The organism is Acidimicrobiales bacterium, from assembly GCA_041394185.1.
Lineage (GTDB): Bacteria > Actinomycetota > Acidimicrobiia > Acidimicrobiales > Poriferisodalaceae > JAAETH01.
Window position 1 is genome coordinate 1,060,550 of record JAWKIQ010000002.1, and the last position, 16,124, is coordinate 1,076,673.

General features: G+C 65.5%; 14 protein-coding genes. 3 read left to right on the forward strand and 11 right to left on the reverse strand.

The window, feature by feature from the left end; translation table 11 throughout:
- Positions 1-8 precede the first annotated feature (8 nt).
- Complete coding sequence (locus R2770_12635) at positions 9-1,268, reverse strand: CapA family protein (protein MEZ5281305.1); 1,260 nt, start codon at positions 1,266-1,268, stop codon at positions 9-11.
- Positions 1,269-1,278: 10 nt separating this feature from the next.
- The gene (locus R2770_12640; GenBank protein MEZ5281306.1) at positions 1,279-2,019 is read right to left on the reverse strand and encodes a GNAT family N-acetyltransferase; all 741 of its coding nucleotides are present in this window, start codon (positions 2,017-2,019) and stop codon (positions 1,279-1,281) included.
- A gap of 52 nt (positions 2,020-2,071) precedes the next feature.
- Here R2770_12640 and R2770_12645 point away from each other — a divergent pair, with 52 nt between their 5' ends.
- The gene (locus R2770_12645; GenBank protein ID MEZ5281307.1) at positions 2,072-2,833 is read left to right on the forward strand and encodes an SURF1 family protein; all 762 of its coding nucleotides are present in this window, start codon (positions 2,072-2,074) and stop codon (positions 2,831-2,833) included.
- Here R2770_12645 and R2770_12650 read toward each other — a convergent pair.
- Positions 2,818-3,990: a PatB family C-S lyase gene (locus tag R2770_12650; GenBank protein ID MEZ5281308.1), complete on the reverse strand. Its 1,173-nt coding sequence runs from the start codon at positions 3,988-3,990 to the stop codon at positions 2,818-2,820. The two genes, R2770_12645 and R2770_12650, sit on opposite strands and share 16 nt — an antisense overlap.
- Before the next feature lie 71 nt (positions 3,991-4,061).
- Between R2770_12650 and R2770_12655 the strand changes: the two genes are divergently transcribed.
- Positions 4,062-4,343 (forward strand): hypothetical protein, encoded by a 282-nt coding sequence (locus R2770_12655; GenBank protein ID MEZ5281309.1) that lies wholly within the window; start codon positions 4,062-4,064, stop codon positions 4,341-4,343.
- Positions 4,344-4,465: 122 nt separating this feature from the next.
- Here the strand turns inward: R2770_12655 and R2770_12660 are convergent, their stop codons facing one another.
- The 5 genes from R2770_12660 to R2770_12680 all read right to left on the reverse strand — a co-directional run bounded on the left by R2770_12660 (position 4,466) and on the right by R2770_12680 (position 10,736).
- The gene (locus tag R2770_12660; GenBank protein MEZ5281310.1) at positions 4,466-6,538 is read right to left on the reverse strand and encodes a DUF1501 domain-containing protein; all 2,073 of its coding nucleotides are present in this window, start codon (positions 6,536-6,538) and stop codon (positions 4,466-4,468) included.
- A gap of 49 nt (positions 6,539-6,587) precedes the next feature.
- Complete coding sequence (locus R2770_12665) at positions 6,588-7,874, reverse strand: DUF1800 domain-containing protein (protein MEZ5281311.1); 1,287 nt, start codon at positions 7,872-7,874, stop codon at positions 6,588-6,590.
- A 207-nt stretch (positions 7,875-8,081) separates the two neighbouring features.
- The gene (locus R2770_12670) at positions 8,082-8,900 is read right to left on the reverse strand and encodes a serine hydrolase domain-containing protein (GenBank protein ID MEZ5281312.1); all 819 of its coding nucleotides are present in this window, start codon (positions 8,898-8,900) and stop codon (positions 8,082-8,084) included.
- A 26-nt stretch (positions 8,901-8,926) separates the two neighbouring features.
- On the reverse strand, positions 8,927-10,177 hold the full coding sequence (locus R2770_12675) for a hypothetical protein (GenBank protein ID MEZ5281313.1): 1,251 nt from the start codon (positions 10,175-10,177) through the stop codon (positions 8,927-8,929).
- A 16-nt stretch (positions 10,178-10,193) separates the two neighbouring features.
- Positions 10,194-10,736: an NUDIX hydrolase gene (locus tag R2770_12680; protein MEZ5281314.1), complete on the reverse strand. Its 543-nt coding sequence runs from the start codon at positions 10,734-10,736 to the stop codon at positions 10,194-10,196.
- 35 nt (positions 10,737-10,771) lie between these two features.
- Here R2770_12680 and aroC point away from each other — a divergent pair, with 35 nt between their 5' ends.
- Positions 10,772-11,863, forward strand: coding sequence for a chorismate synthase (gene aroC / locus R2770_12685; GenBank protein MEZ5281315.1), 1,092 nt, complete (start codon positions 10,772-10,774; stop codon positions 11,861-11,863).
- A 9-nt stretch (positions 11,864-11,872) separates the two neighbouring features.
- On the opposite strand, the gene R2770_12690 is transcribed toward aroC, so the two are convergent.
- From R2770_12690 to R2770_12700, 3 genes are read right to left on the reverse strand one after another with little or no spacing between them, the layout of a single operon-like run.
- On the reverse strand, positions 11,873-12,721 hold the full coding sequence (locus R2770_12690) for a PAC2 family protein (protein MEZ5281316.1): 849 nt from the start codon (positions 12,719-12,721) through the stop codon (positions 11,873-11,875).
- A gap of 57 nt (positions 12,722-12,778) precedes the next feature.
- A complete protein-coding gene (locus R2770_12695; protein ID MEZ5281317.1) occupies positions 12,779-13,690 on the reverse strand; it encodes an LLM class flavin-dependent oxidoreductase in 912 nt (303 codons plus the stop codon).
- A gap of 33 nt (positions 13,691-13,723) precedes the next feature.
- Positions 13,724-16,105, reverse strand: coding sequence for a beta-propeller domain-containing protein (locus tag R2770_12700; GenBank protein MEZ5281318.1), 2,382 nt, complete (start codon positions 16,103-16,105; stop codon positions 13,724-13,726).
- Positions 16,106-16,124: the final 19 nt, after the last annotated feature.

A 16,124-nucleotide genomic window follows, 5' to 3' on the forward strand; every position in this document is an offset into this window, starting at 1 on the left:
GCTGCCGGTCAGGGGGCGGTGCTGGTCGTCACGGCCGTGGTGCTGGTAGGCGCAGTGGTGGTCGTCGTAGTCGGTGTCGTCGTCGTTGTGTCGACGGTGGTCGTGGTGCTGCTGGCCGCCGTGGTGGTCGTGGTGTTGGGTGCGGTTGTCACAGGCGGCGGGTCGTGCAGCTCGCATTGCCCCGAGACGATCTGGTTTATCCGGTCGAACCTGACCCCGCTGTCGACGGGCTCGGGCGCCCCGTTTGCCCCCAGGACGTGGGGGTGGAACTCGTAGCCGGTCAGTTCGGTGTCGGTGAAACGAAGCTCGAGGATTCCCGTGTCCGCGGTTATCGAAGTGCGCGGATGCCAAGCGAAGTTGCCCAGCGAGTAAGCGATCAGCTTGCCGTCGGCGAACTCGACCGGCTGCAGCACGTGGGGATGGTGACCTATCACCGCGGTGGCACCGGCCTCTAGGAGCTGCTGGGCGAAGGTCTGGTGCGTGGGCTCTGGGCAAGTGTTTCGCTCGATGCCCCAGTGCAGCGTCACGATGACGATGTCGTTCGACTCGGCCGCAACCCTGACATTGGCCAGCACCCGGTTGCGGTCGTTGCCATCGGCAATACCAGCGCGGCTGGGTGTGGCGCCGAACCCCCACGGCATGATCAGCGACGCGGCGATGAAAGCCACGTCGATCTCGCGGCCGGGTTCGCCGAGGGTCACGACCCTGGGTGTGTATGCCTCGGTGTCGTTCTGGCCTCCGCCCAACACGGTTACTCCCGCGTCGGTCAGCAGGTTCATGGTGTCGAGGAAGGCGTCGGTGCCGAAGTCGCGGGCGTGGTTGTTGGCGACGGTCGCCAGGTCGATTCCGGCGTTGGCGATGATCTGAGCCGCGGCCGGTGGGGCACGGAACGTGTACTGCTTGCCGGCGATGGCAGTTCCTCGGTCGGAGATGGCCATCTCGACATTGACCATGGCCAGGTCCGCAGAAGCGAGTTGTGGTTGCAGACCTACGAACGGGTCGATGCCGGCAGGCGCGGTGCGGTCCATCAGCACATCGCCGCCGGCCATCAGCGTCCACTGGAAGGGCGGCGGTTCGGTGGTGGTCGTGGTGGGCGGCTCGGTCGTTGTCGGAGCCTGCGTTGTGGTTGTAGTCGTCGGCGCTGTGGTGGTGGTCGTTGGTGCAGCTGTGGTGGTGGTCTGCGCGGCCGAGGCGTCGAGCACGGTGGTGCCGCCCGAGCATGAGGCTGCGGCAATTGTCAGGGCGGCCAGCGCTGCCAGGGTTCGCATGCCCGAGCGCCTAGACATGGGTCTCGACGAATACGTCGCAGGTGCCGGTTGTCGCAAACCCCATGGTTTCGTAGACGCCGATCAGACCCGGGTCGCAGTGCAGCCATACAGGTCTTGGGTCGTCGTGTCGAGCGACGCTGGCCACGGCGGCCCGAACCGCGACCGTGGCGTGGCCGCTGAGTCGATGTCGAGGGTGGGTGCACACGCCGAAAATGCCTATCGAGTATTCGGTGGGGTGGGCCGTCGCCATCGCCACCGGACGGTCCTGGACCTCGACCAGTATGTGGCTCGAGGCAGTGTCGATCCAGCCGGGTCCGTACAACGAGGCTGCGGAGTCGAGGCTCATCTCGAACGCGGCCGCCTGCAGTTGCACAGCGGTGTCTAGGTCGGCGTCGGTGGCGCGACGAGCATTGGGATGCGACGAACCAATGGCGGCGTCGGTGCACATGAGCGCTCTGCTTGCGATGCGCTCGAAGCCCTCGGATTCGAGATGGTCGTCCAGGCTGGTGGCTCCGATGACCAGTTCGATGGCCAGAGGCCGGTGCTGGGTCCGCACCAGCCGCCTGGCGGATTCGACTGTCGTCAGGTCCGCACCTGCAACCGGAACCAGCGGGCCCTGCAGGTCGGGCGCCGGCGAGTCGGTGGAGAACAGCGAGCCTGCGGCCAAGCGGTCGAATCGTCCGCCCGGCATCCACGAGACGAGCCTCTCCCACACCTCGCAAAGCGACTGGGCGACGACGTCGGGTTCCACATCGCCGAAAGCTAGCGGTTGCAGCGAGAACGCGGCCCGGTACCGTCTGGCCGTGTATCGGTTTGCCTTGACTCCCCGGTGGATCGCTGGCCACGTACTCGCACTGGTGTTGATCGTCGGATTCGTTGCGGCCGGCTTCTGGCAGCTGTCGCGCCATCAGTGGCGCGCCGACCTGAACCGCAACGTCGAGGCTCGCTCTGCCCTGAGCCCCTTGACGGGTGCCGATCTGGCAACGGCCGACCCCGACGACACCGAGTATCGGTCGGTTCTGTTCTCGGGCAGCTGGCTGGGCGAACCGCTGGCGGTTCGCAACCGGTCGTCCAATGGCCAGTCGGGATGTCATGTGTTGGGTCTGTTGCAGCCAGACGGCCAGAGCTTCGCTGTGGTGGTGAACCGGGGTTGGATTGACCTGGCCAGCTGCGAGGCAGTCGACCGAACCCCGGTGGCACCTCCGGCCGAACGGGCCGAAGTGCTGGGGCGCATCCGAGCCTCGCAGCAGCGTGGCCGTTGGGGTTCAACGGACCCATCCGAGGGCGTGTTGACGACCCTCAACCGCGTAGACGTGCCGCGCATCGCCCAGCAGAGCGATATCGAGCTGGCTCCGGTCTATGTCGAGATCGTCGACACGGCCCCGCCAGACCCTGCGGCAAGGCTTCTGGCGCCGCCTCCACTCGACCCAGGCCCGCATATGGCCTATGCCGTCCAGTGGTTCGCCTTCGCAGCCGTGGGGTTGGTGGGCTACCCGCTGGTGTTGCGTTGGCAGGCTCGCTCGAAGGGGGTGGTCGGGGCGGCCCCCGATCAGCGAGCGTCTTGATTGTGCCTATCGAGGGCCTCGGCCATGCGCTGCACAGCGAGGCTGATCACCTCGGGTGACGTGGCCAGGTTCATACGCATGCAGCCGGCGCCGTGTTGGCCGAAGTCGAGGCCCCGGTTGCACGCAACCCCAGCGTGGTCGATGAAGAACTTCGACACCTCGTCGCCGAGCCCCAGGGCTGTGCAATCGAGCCAGGCCAGATAGGTGGCTTCGGGCTTCACGTAGTCGATGTCTGGTATGTGCTGTGCCAGCAGGTCACTCAGCAGATCTCGGTTGGCGGTCAGTTGACCCATCGCCGATTCGAGCCAGTTGTCGCCGTGGTTCCAGGCCGCAGCAGTGCCGACCATGCCAAAGACGTTCATGCCGCCAAGGCTGTGGTCTGGCATCGAGTCGAGGGCGGCTCGGATGCGCGGCGACGTGGTGTGCATCTGCGCCAGTCGCAGCGCGGCCAGGTTGAAAGGTTTGCTGGCCGACGAGTAGGTGACGGTACGGCTGGCAACGTCTTCGTTCAATGAAGCTATGGGGATGTGTTCGTTGCCTGGGTGAACCAGTTCGGCGTGGATCTCGTCGCTGAGGATCAGAAGGTCGTACTGGTTCGCCAGCCGGGCCAGTTCTTCCAGTTCGGCTCTGCGGAAGGCGCGCCCGATGGGGTTGTGGGGGTTGCACAACAAGATCGCCTGCACTTCTCCGCGGCGGCAAGAGTCTTCGAGTGCGTCGACGTCGAGCACCCAGTCCTGTCCGTTGCGGATCCACCGGTTGTCGACCAGCCGGCAGTTGGTGGTCTCGAGCGATGACAGGAAGGGCGGGTAGATGGGCGTCTGTATCGCCACGCCGGCGCCGGGCTCGAGGCAGTTCTGCAGAACCAGTTGGATGCCCTGGATGACGTCTTGGGTCAACACGACATCGGCGGGGTCGATGTTCCAGCCATAGCGCCCGGCCATTCGATCGGCGAAGCCGTCGCGGATGCTCTGGGACAGTGCCGGAACCGTGTAGCCCAGGTCGCCGGTGTCGAGAACGGATCGCAGGGCGGCCATGATGGGCTCGGCCACCGCGAAGTCCATGTCGGCCACCCACATGCCCAGCACATCGGGGCTGAACTTCTGCCACTTGACTCCGGGTCGTTTCTGCAGGGCTTCAAGGGGGGCTATCTCGATCATGGGGCCCAATCGTGGCCCAATACGTTGCCTCTGGCCACTCGACCACTGCGCGTGCTAGAACCTAGGGCGCTATGGGTACTTCAACCACCCTCAGCGTTGTATTGGGTGTGGTCGTTCTCGGGGCCGTTGCGGTAGCTGCTCTGGCGGTGATCGTCGAGAGAGCGCGCCGTGTACAACGCATGTCTTCGATGGGCAATGGTCGGTCGCGCCGTCACGAGCTTCACTGGACGGCCATACGGTTCCGCAATCAGGGGCTGCAGGGCACCGATCTGCAGGAGGCTGTTTGTCGGCAGGCGAACTGTGCGCCGCGAGAGGCCGACGCCGCCATCTTCAGAGTCGGAGCAGACCTGTAGGTCTGCTCCCGTGGGTGTCGTGCAGACCTGTAGGTCTGCTCCCGTGGGTGTCGTGCAGACCTGTAGGTCTGCTCCCGTGGGTGTTGTGCAGACCTGTAGGTCTGCTCCCGTGGGTTGTGCGGTCAGCCGGTGATGCCGATGACGCGGCCTGGGATGGTCCGGTTTCCGAGCGAGCCGTGGAAGCCGGCGTCGCCGAATGCGAACACTCCGCCGTCGTCGCCGGCCAGCCAGTAGCCCTTGCCGGTCGGGGTTGGCTGGATCGACACGATGGGCCTGGCCAGGTTGATGGCGCCGGTCGAGCCGAAGAAGCCGGCGTCGCCGAATGCGAACACACCGCCGTCGTCGGCGACGAGCCAGTATCCGCGGCCGCTCTTGGTGGGGGCCATGGCGACCACCGGTCTGCGCAGTGTCATGGCGCCGGTCGAGCCGTGGAAGCCGGCCTGTCCGTATGCGAACACGCCTCCGTCGCTTGCGACGAACCAGTAGCCCTTGCCGTTGGGGTGGGCGGCCATTCCGACGACGGGTTGTTTGAGACGCAGGTTGCCGGTCGAGCCGTAGAAGGGGGCGTTTCCGAATGCGAACACACCTCCGTCGGCACCGAGCAGCCAGTAACCCTCGCCCGATGGATGGGCGGCCATGTCGACCACGGGCGCTGCCAGGTCGTGGCCGGCCATCGAGCCGTGCAGTTTCGCCGCTCCGAAGGCTTCAACCGAACCGTCCTGGCGGCAGAGCCAATAGCCGTCACCCGCCGCTTTCAGCGCCAGCCCGGTGGTGGTGCCCCCCAGCGAACCGCCGAAGGCGGGCTTGTTGCCGAAGTTGTAGACCCCGCCGGTGTCGGTGACCATCAGATAGCCCTGTGAGGCTCCTGGCGTGGGCGCGGGGCGTTCGAACGAGGCCGAGCCCGGCCCCGACAAGAACAGGGGCAGCGACTCGAAGCGACCGCCCAGCACCTGGTTGCTGTCTGCTCCCATCCACGAGTCGAGAACGGTTGCATACAGCGAGCGGAAATCGACCGAGGGTTTGAGATTGCCTCGGTTGTCCAGGTCGGACAACGACGGGTAGACCCCGACGAGACCCCCGGCGACGTTGGCACCGATCACGAACGACACGCTGGCGGTGCCGTGATCGGTTCCGATCGATCCGTTGGCTTCGGGTCGGCGCCCGAACTCCGAGAAGGTCATGACCGTGACACGACTGGCGAACCGAGGGTCGAGGGTGTCGAAGAAGCGTTGGATTCCGCGATCGAGGTCGCCGAGGCGGTCGTTGTGTTGCCACGCCTGGTTCGAGTGGGTGTCGAAGCTTCCGAGCGACGTCGACAGAACACGCACCCCGACATCGGCGTTGATCAGCCTTGCCGCCCTGTCCATCTGGCGTTCGAATCCAGACCCGCCCCCGTTGCCCTCGTACGCGGGCGCCAGCTGTCTGGCGAGTTCGAGCGAGCTGATCGTGGAGTCGGCGATGGTGTCGGCCCACGCGCCTCGCGACGAGTTGCCCTGGGCCATCTCGCGCAGCGCGTCGTACATCCGCAGGTGGTCGTCTGCGGTCTTGATGCCGAAGTCGACCCCGCCGGCCGACAACCCGACGGCCGTTGACTGGCGGCCGCGGAGGTGCAGAGGCACCGAGCTCTCGAAGGTCACCGCCTCGAGTTCCGAACGCTGGTTGCCCAGACCGTCGAGCCAGCGACCGATCCAGCCGTCTTTGGGAGCCTCGTTGGGTTCGCTGCCGGCCTTGCCGTGCATCCAGTGGGCCATCGAGTCGAAGTGGCTGAGCGACGGGTTTGCATAGCCGACTCCCTGCACGATGGCGACCTGTCCCGAATCCCAGCGGGAGCGGATGTTCGACAGGGCTGGATGCAGAGCGACCCCGCCGCCGATGTGGTGCATGGTGGTTTCGTCGATGGCCAGCTGCCCGCGGATATCGCGATAGCGGCCGCTCTGGCTGACCGGGATGACGGTGTTGACGCCGTCGTTCCCTCCGCCCATCTGAACCAGCACCAGCACTCCCTCGCCGGCACCGAGGGGTTGGGCTGCGGCCGCCATGGCCTCGTATCGACCCAGTGTTGGGCCGACGGTTGCGATGGCGCCGCCCACGGCAGCCATCTGCAGGAATCGGCGACGGCTGAGCCCCGAAGGGGTGGTGTCGAGCGGCGCCGACAGGGCGGCCTGGATGTCCTCGAACTCGGGTTCGGCGTTCATCGTGGCTCTCCGGGGTGGTGGGATGATCGAGGTTGTTGGGTAGTCGCCATCACGCCACCTGGATGTCGGGACTGAGCATGGTGAGGGTCAGCAGGTTGGCGTGTTGTGGCCACTCCCAGGTGGCGCGCTCGGCGTACAGGTAGTTCTCGAGGGCCGCCTTGGTCTGAGCCGACGCGTCTTCGATGCCGAAGAATGACAGCATCAGCTCGACCGCTTGTTTGGCGCCGATCTGGGCTACCTCGGCCAGATGGTTTCGTTTGGTGGTCTTCCAGGTCAGGTGGCGTACGAAGTCGGCCTTGGCCCACGCCGCTGTTGAGGACACCCAGTATTCGTTGGCGCCCCAGCCCGAAGGGTTGGGTGGGTAGAACGGCGCCATCCCCATCGTCTCGAGCCACCAGTCGGGCCTGGCTTCGTCGGTGCTGCTGCCGGCGCCAACCATGCACTGAACGACGAAGTCGATGGGAGTGCGCACCAGGGCGCCTCTGGCTTGGGCCGACCAGAACTCGTTGCTCTGCAGAATCGCCCGCACCAGCTTCCAGATCTGGAGCCCGCCTGCAATGAACTCGTTGGCCAGGCGATCGACGACAGCGGGTTCGGGGTTGGGGTAGGCGAAGAATTCGAACAGCGACTTTGAGATGTGGCGCGCTGCGGTCTGCTTCTTCGAGCCGTCGAGGATCTCGTTGATCACGCCGGGACCATCCCAGTCCTTGGTGATGCCGAAGATCGTCTTGTTGCGATAGTCGTGGTGGTAGGCCTGGAACTGATAGTGGTGCTTTTCGTCGTCGAGCATGTGGCCGGTCCACGCCCTGGCGACCTCGACGATGTCTTGTTCGGTGTAGTTGCCCACCCCCAACAGGTGCAGTTCCAGCAGCTCTCTGGCGAAGTTCTCGTTGGGGTTGCCCGCCTTGTTCCGGTAGTTGTCGAGGTATGCCAACATCGCGGGGCCGATGGCCATCTGGTGAACCAGGTGGCGGTAGTCGGACATGCCATGGTTGCGAAACAGCTGGTTCTGGTCCCAGGTGTGAAAGGCGTAGTAGGCGTCCTCGGCAGAGGTTGCGAAGTGTCCGTGCCAGAACAGAGCCAGCTTCTCCTGAAGCGGTCGGGGCACGGTGCGCATCCGCTCGATCCACCACAGGGCCAGATCGCGGTGTTGTTCCCAGCGACGGCCCTCGGGGTCGAGGACGCTGGGTGGGGCGATGGCGGGCGGGTTGGGACCGAAGTCCATCAGCAGATCTACCGCGGCGTTGCGGCTGAGGCCGGCAATCTCGTTGATCTGCTCGGCCTTCACGGCAAATGCCGTGCGCCTCAACAGGTGTCTGGCGTCGGCGCGGTCCACTGTCACCTCCTCGGGAACATCCCGGGTAAAGGCCGCGCCGTCACCCAAACGTAACACACTCGCAGTTTCGTCGTGTGTTGCGCGGGTGCGGCTTGTGGCCTGAATCCCCTGGTTCACAGGATCAATCGGCCCGACACCTGGTCGACTTGAGCAGCTACGTCATGATTTCGACATCATTTCGTAAAGAATGTGTCGGCGCGCACTGCCTCAGGCTGTGGACTGGGCCAGCACCGCATCGCTGAACGCGGGCCACCTGGTCATTGCCCACTCGCCGAACTCGCGATCGGTCAGCACCACGCAGGCGACGGTTGCCTCGGGGTCGACCCAGACGAAGGTTCCTGCTCGCCCGAAGTGACCAAAGGTAGCGGGCGAGTTGTGAGCTCCCGTCCAGTGTGGGCTCTTGGTCGAGCGAATCTCGACCCCCAAACCCCAACTGTTGGGATCCTGGATGCCGTAGCCGGGCAGAACGCCCGGCAGGTCCACAAACGCGGGCTGGGTCATCTCGGTGATGGTCTGGGGCGCAAGCACCCTGGAGGTGACGCCGAGCAACTCGCCCGCCACTGCGGCGATGTCGTTGGCCGAGGCCGTCGCCCCGTGTGCGGGCGAACCTGCCATTCGCGTGTTCGTGAGACCCAGCGGTTCACAAATGCCTTCGTCGAAGTAGGTGGAGAACTCCATCGCAGAATTCTCGGCGACCACCTCGGCCACCATCTCGAAGCCGGCGTTGGAGTAAATGCGGCGGCGGCCCGGCTCTGTCAGCAGCCTCCGCTGGTCGGGCGCCAGGCCTGAGGCATGGGCCAGCAGATGGGCAACGGTCGAGCGCGGTGGCCCCGCCGCCTGGTCGAGCGAAACCGTGCCCTCCTCGACGGCGACCATGACCGCCATGGCCGTCAACACCTTCGTCACCGAGGCCAGGGCGAAGGGCCTGTCGATGTCTCCGCTTGACCACCGTCGGCCGTCTCGGTGCACGACGACAGAAGCGACGTTCTCCACCGGCCATTCTTCGATCAGCTCGAATGCATCCACGAGTTCTGACGGTACAGGTGCGCGGCTCACGCTGCCGGAGCTACTGCCACCTGCATGGTGCTCCGTAGGTCGAGACCCAGATTGGTTTCGAACCGGGTGATGGTGGAGGTGGGCCTGTGGAAAGCGAGCAGTTCGTTGGCGCCCCCGATCAGCAGCCACTGGTTGGCGGCACTCCACGCGACGGAACGTGCACTGGTGATCGGTAGCTCGGTGACGGTTCGTTCGCCCACCTCGTAGATCACCGGAGACCCTGCACCCGACGAGATGGCCAGGTGGGCGTCGAGTTCGGGCGAGGTGGGCCGATCGACCCACCACAGCCCGTCGAGGTCAAGCCCTTCGGCCACTTCGTAGCTCGTCGTGGCGCTGGTACCAAGGTCGATGCGTTCTAGGTTGCACTCGAGAGTCTGGCCACAGACCCTGACAACCACGCCGTCGGTGCCCCAGGCGACGAGTGCTCCGTCGGAGATGCGCTGGTACGAGTCGCCAGTCGACCTATATACGCCTCCGGCTTGACCGGCCCCTACCAACAGGTCGTCACCGACGAACCCGAAGGGGCCCGCACCTGCGGGCACTGTGCTCAGCTCGGTGATGTCGCCCTGCAGGCCGACCCGCAGCGGGGTAAACGACCGTGCCTGGTTGTAGGGCCCCGATATCCAGACCTCGTCGTCACCCCACGCCAGTACTGAGCCGCCCCGGGTCAGCTCGGCAAACGAGCCGCTGACAGGGTCGAACCACGAAACGCCGGTGCGGGTCTCGACCCCGAAGCCCGTGGCCATTCCCACCAGCGTCTTGACCGAGTCGATGCCAAATGTCGTCAGGTCCAGCGTTGCCGCCGCACCGTCGTCGAGGTTCACCACTGCCACCTCGGTCTGCTCGAACGTCCACAAGACGACGATGCTGTTTGTGGGATGCTCGGCGAGCAGCTCGGGGCTGCCCGTGGCCGCCAGTTCGGCGTTGACTGGTGCCGAGCTGTTGGCAGCGCCCGGACCATCGTCGACTGCGGCGTCGGCTATCGAGGTCTCGGGCGCGGGCGCCGCCAGCGACGGTTCGGCGCCTGGTTGGCTTGGAAAGGTGGTCGTCGAGACCGTCGTGGTGGGTGTCGGCGCGTCCGCGCCGGATTCGTGGCTCCCGCCTGCGGCCATCGCCCACAGCACCAGCGCCGCCGTGAGGATGATGGCGGCCACCACACCGCGACGGATTCGTGGGTCGGGGGCTAGCTCGTGATGCTGAGCAGGCTCGGTGTCGAGCACCATCGGTGTCCGCGCCGGCGAGCTCACGAGGCTCAGGCCCGCTTCAGCCCGGCTCCATCGAGCCCGCTGCCGTCTGGTGTGTCCACCGCCACAGTCTGCCCTGTAAGTAGTCGTCGAGTCTCACCAGGTGGGACGGCACGGTCGGAGTCGGGGGGTCAGCGGGGTCGAACCAGCCCACCTCAGACGTCTCGTGATCGCCCACGGTGGGATCGTCGTCGGTGATGCCCAGATACACGGTGGTCTGTATCCAGTCGGTCTCGCTGGGTCGGGCATAGGGGGCGACGTATATCCCCAGCAGCCCGGTAAGGGTGACCTGGACACCCGCTTCTTCGCTCAGTTCGCGCCTTGCGGTGTCTTCGGGGTGCTCGCCATAGTCGGAGAAGCCGCCGGGAATGCACCAATGATCGATGTAGGGGTCGTGGGCTCGTTTGACCATCAAGATCTTGCCGTCGCGTTCGACGATCACGTTCGCCGTGGGGCCCTGCTGAACCAGCTTCCAAAGCGGCCCGTGTGTCGGGCAGGACGCCACACCACCCAAGCCCATGTCGGGTGGGGCCGGGTTGCCGCAGTAATAGCAATGGCTCATCTCGTCGACCCTACCGTCGGGTACCGTCACAGTCGATGACGGGAAGCTCGTTCGGACAGCGGTTCAAGATAACCACCTTCGGCGAAAGTCACGGGGGTGGCGTCGGCGTCGTAGTAGACGGCTGCCCGCCCCGCCTGGCCCTCGATCTCGACGCCATCCAGTTCGACCTCGACAGGCGCAGGCCTGGGCAGAGCCGGCTGGTTACCCAGCGCGACGAGGCCGATCGGGTCGAGGTCCTCTCCGGTGTTTTCGAGGGCCGCACGCTTGGCACATCCATCGCCATGCTGGTGCGCAACAAGGACGCTCGATCGGGGGCCTACGACAACGTCAGGGACGTGTATCGCCCCTCTCACGCCGACTACACCACAGAAGCGAAGTACGGCATTCGCAACTGGCAGGGCGGAGGCCGCGCCAGCGCCCGCGAAACCATCGGCCGTGTAGCGGGCGCCGCGATCGCACGCCAACTGTTGGCCCAGGTCGGCGGTGTCGAGGTTCTGGGGTGGGTCTCCAGCGTCGGTCAGGTCGACGCCGATGTCGATGCGGGCGCGGTGACGCTGGACCAGGTCGAGGCAGACCCGACACGATGTCCCGATCCTGCAGCTGCAGCGGCCATGACCGAGGCCATCGAGCAGGCCCGGAGAGATGGCGACTCACTCGGGGGAATCGTCACATGTGTGGCCCGTGGTGTTCCCGTCGGGCTGGGTGAACCCGTGTTCGACAAGCTCGAGGCCGAACTCGCCAAGGCGGTCATGTCGCTGCCGGCTTCCAAGGGTTTCGAGATCGGCTCGGGATTTGCGGCCGCGCGGATGACGGGACGCAGTCACAACGATCCGTTCGTGCCCGGCCCCGATGGGCGTCCTCACACCACCACCAACCACAGCGGCGGGGTGCAGGGCGGCATATCCAACGGCGAAGACATCGTCATCAGGGTGGCGTTCAAGCCCACCGCAACCATCTTCAGCGAGCAGGACACCGTCGATCGGCAGAACAATGCCGTCAAGTTGGCGGCCAAGGGGCGCCACGATCCCTGTGTCTTGCCTCGCGCTGTGCCAATGGTCGAGGCGATGGTGTTGCTGGTTCTGGCAGATCACTGGCTGCGCCAGCAAGCCACCGACGTGCTGGGCTAGCCCAACCGGTCAGTCCTGCTGGCCGCGCAGGAACTTTTCGATCTCGGCGGCCAGATCGTCGCCCGAAATTGCCTCATCTCGTGCGCGCATGTCGGCATCGAGTTCCAGACGCTTCACGTACTCGAGCACCTCGTCGTCGGTGGCGATCGCTGCGTCGACGCGGTCTTCCCATTCGCCGACGGTCGAGTCGAGGCGTTCGGGCCATGTCTCGAGGCCAAGTATCCCCTTGAGCCGGCGCAACAGCGCCTGTTGGCCCTTCGGGTTGGTCGGACCCGACACATAGTGCGGCACCGACGCCCGAATCGAGATGACGGGAACATCGGCCCGATCGAGGGTGTCGTGCATGACACCAACGATGCCGGTTGGGCCCTCGTAGGTCGGTTTCGACAGGCCAAGCCGAGCAGCGAGTTTGGGGTCGGTGGCGCTGCCCTGAACCGGGGCCGAACGCGAGTGGGGCACCATCCCGACATTTGAGCCGACGGTGATGACCATCTCGGTCGAAGTGTCGACCACGACCTCCAGGATCGATTCGGCGAACGAACGCCACTGCAGGCGTGGCTCGACGCCTGCCAGCAGCAGGAGGTCGTGGGCCGAGTCTGTGTGGGCCATCAATATCTCGTTGGCCGGCCACCAGATCTCGCGCTTGCCCCCGGGACCGACCGCCACCTCGGGTCGGGTTTCCTGGAAGTCGAAGAACTCTTCGGGATCGATGCTGGCCAGCAGGTCTGCGTCGTAGCGGTCGGCGAGCCATCGCAGGGCCGACGTTGCGCTGTCGCCGGCGTCGAACAATCCCTCGAAGGCAACCAGCATCAGGGGCCGGCGCAGGCTTGGTATCTCGTGCCAATCGACCTGTGTCACGCGAACAGCATGCCCGACCGAATGGCTTGTACCTACTCTGGGCTCTGCTTCGCCGGGTCAGGCGAGCAGCCGCCTGACGTGCCCCAGCAACTCGATCGACCTCAGGGCTTGCTCTTCGGGCACCGCGAGCTGGCGCACTGCGATATCGGTGGCTCCGGCCCGGCCCAACTCGGCGAATCGCTCGGCGACCTGCTCGACCGTGCCGAACGTGACGTCGGACGGGGTCATGCCCCGATAGCCCCTGTCGAACAGGTCGTTCACCAGTCGATTTGCCGACGCTTCGTCGTCGGCGACGATCACGTCTTGGCGCGCCACCACACGCTCGGGCTGATGTCCCCGTTCGGCGCAGACCCGGGCAAAGCGGGTCATAGTGTCGGTCGCCTTCTCGAGCGAACCGGGCGAGACATAGAGGCTGGCTCGACATCGTGCGACCCGCTCGAGGGCTGCGTCGACCCCAGCGCCCATCCACCACTCCACGGACCTCTGTGGTCGCATGGCCAGGCTGGCTTCGGTTATACCCAGGCGCTGGGACGACACGGTCTGGCCGTCGAACAGGGCCGAGATGACCCGAATCGACTCCTCGAGGTCGGCCGCTCGGCGGTTGAACACCGCACCCATTGCTCGGAACTGGCCCTCACCCCAGCCGATGCCCGTCTGCACTATGAACCGCCCGGGATGCATGGCGGCCAAGGTCCCAACGTGTTCTGCCACCAGCAACGGTTTCCACAGTGGCAGTAGAAACAGGCACCCGATGGGCCGGTTCGAATCGGTGGCCCACTCGCAGACCAGTCGGCCCATGATGGGCGTGTTCTGGACATAGCTGTGAGCGGTGTTGTGGTGATCGCCCACGGTCAAGAAGTCGAGGCCGGCCGCAGCCCCCGCACGGGTGCGACCCAGCATGCGCTCGACCTGCAACTCGGCAGGGGCTGCGCCGAAGGTCGACGCCAGGGACATTCCGACGCCGACCATCGAAGCCTCCAGATTGTTGTTGCTGCGAAGTTCCTAGAACTGGCGGGTCGGGAACTCGACCCGGCCTGTTTCCTCGAAGCTACCCAGTTCTACGGTGAGAATGCCCTTCTGGGCTACGGCATGCAGCTGGTCGCCGACCACCACGGTGCGCTGAATCTGGGCCCGCCAGTCGCTCTCGATCCAGGTGTAGCAGTCGCTGATCGGCGGCTCTTCGTCGGGGAGTCTGGGCTCGGTTTCGGCTGCTGGGGGTTCTTCGGCGGCAGCGGCTTCGTCGGCAGGGGGTGCGTCTGTGCCGTCTGCGCTGCCACCGGTGGCGCCTGCGGACGTCGCGCCCACCACGGGCTCGTCTACCGGGCGACCGTTCTGGTCGTAGGCCTCGACCAACTCGGTGCGGCCGTCGTCGTAGATCCGTTCGACTGACCAGCCCTCTGGGCCATAGCACTCACGCATGCGGGTGGGTTCTTGCATGGTCACCCTTCCCAGCTCGGTGATGGTGCCATCGCTGACCCGCAGACCGATCGCCCCGAAGAACGACTCGTCTTGTTCGGACTCGGCGTTCCAGCCATATGAGCTCACCGGCAGCACGACCAGCTGCTCTGCCGGCCACCAGAGAAATGCCCGGGCGTCCCACTCGGTGTCGCTGTACGAGCCATCGAGCGTCCATTGGGCGATCCGGGTGGGGTTGGCCCGGTCTGAGATGTCGAACAGCGAAACCTGGGTTCCGGTGGTGCGCCCGTCGTCGGTTGCGTCCTGGCCCACACCCAGCAGCAGGCCGTCGCCGAGCGGATGCAGGTAGGCCGAGTAGCCGTTGATCTTCAGCTCGCCCAACAGCACCGGTGCGGTGGGGTTGCTGAGGTCGATCGTGTACAGCGGGTCGGTCTGGCGGAATGTCACAACCGTCGCCAGGTCACCCATGAAGCGCACTGCAAAGATGCGCTCGCCCTTGCCCAGGTCGTCTATCTGACCGACGACGTCGAGCTCGGCGCCGTCTTGGCCTTCGACGGTTTCGAGCACATAGAGCGAGCTCGACGAGGTGTCGCCATCGCTCCAGAACATGCCGTCGTGCGTTGTCGCGATTCGCAGTCGGCCATCGTGCTCTGACAGCGAGTATTGGTTCAGCACGGTGCCCGGCACCGATCCGCTGGCGACATAGTCGGTGCGGGTCGGGTCTGAGATGTCGAAGCGGTGGATCGCCGTCGAGGTACGAGGCGGTTCGCCGATCTGCTCGCCACGGTCGTCGTAGTACTGCGACCAGTCGATCCACTCGGTCGTTGCGACATACAACGACTGGGTGCTGGCGTACACCGTCTGGCCGTCGGCCAGCACCGACACGGCGTCAGGAGCGGCAAGGCCGCCACCGCGGAGGTCGATGGTGACGACGTTCAGCATGTTCAGCCCCGAGAAGTCGGTGGGGTGATAGGCACGATTGCAGTCGACCAGGGTGCCTTCTTCGATGACTGTGCCCGAACCATCCTCCAGAACGAAATAGGGCAGCCAGTTGGCCTCGGTCGAGTTGCGGATCAGCTCTCGGTTGGCCTCCTGCGCGACCTGCTCGGCGTTCTCGTTGTCGCGCTGGGCTTCCAGACCGTCGCCGCCGTATTCGGGGTAGTTCCATTCGAAACCGACCGGGCCCGACTGCACGACCACTCTGGCGACTCCGTCGATCAGGCGTGAGCTGAGCTGGGCGCCGTCGAGGTGGAGCCGTCGGCTGGTCGTCAACTGGGTGCCCTCGATGTCCACCTCGATCAGTGTCGAGATGGGGCTGCCCGTCGGGACGATACCTATGCGCACGTCGGCCATGGGCATCACTTCGTACTGGCTGGCGCTGGCCAACAGCAGCACCCGATCGCCGTCGAACAGCATCTCCGATACCCAGGTTTCGGCCGGCAGCTCGAGCGAGTCGAGCAGCACCGGCACGTCGCCGGTCACGTCGAGGAGGTGAAGGGTGCCATCTGCGATGACCAGCATTCGCGAGCCGTCGGTCTTGACCAGGTCGGGTTCGTCGACGCCTGCTTCTTGAATGTTCGTGCCGCTGAAATCGACACCCTCCTGGCGGGCTGCTGTGGTCTCTGTAGCCGACTCTGCGAACGGCGCACCGGTGGCCTCGCCCGAAGCGGCGGCGTCCATCGCCACATCGTCGACGGCCATGAACGGCCCACCGAACCAGCCGTTGTTGAGACCCCACGGACCTACGACCTCGAGGGCGTTGGTCTTCATGTGGTCGAGGAATGCGTCGCACGAATCGAACGCAGCCAGGGCCGAGATGAGCTGGGTGTCTATGCCAGGCGTCCCGATGTCGATGGTGGATGGGGTCGCGTCGCCGTCGCTCGACGGTTCACCGTCGCTGGTGCATGCTGCGGTTGCCGTCGCGAACGCAAGGAACGTTGCGGCGAGAATTCTGTGAGAACGGCGCATGGCCGGACCTCCCGACGAT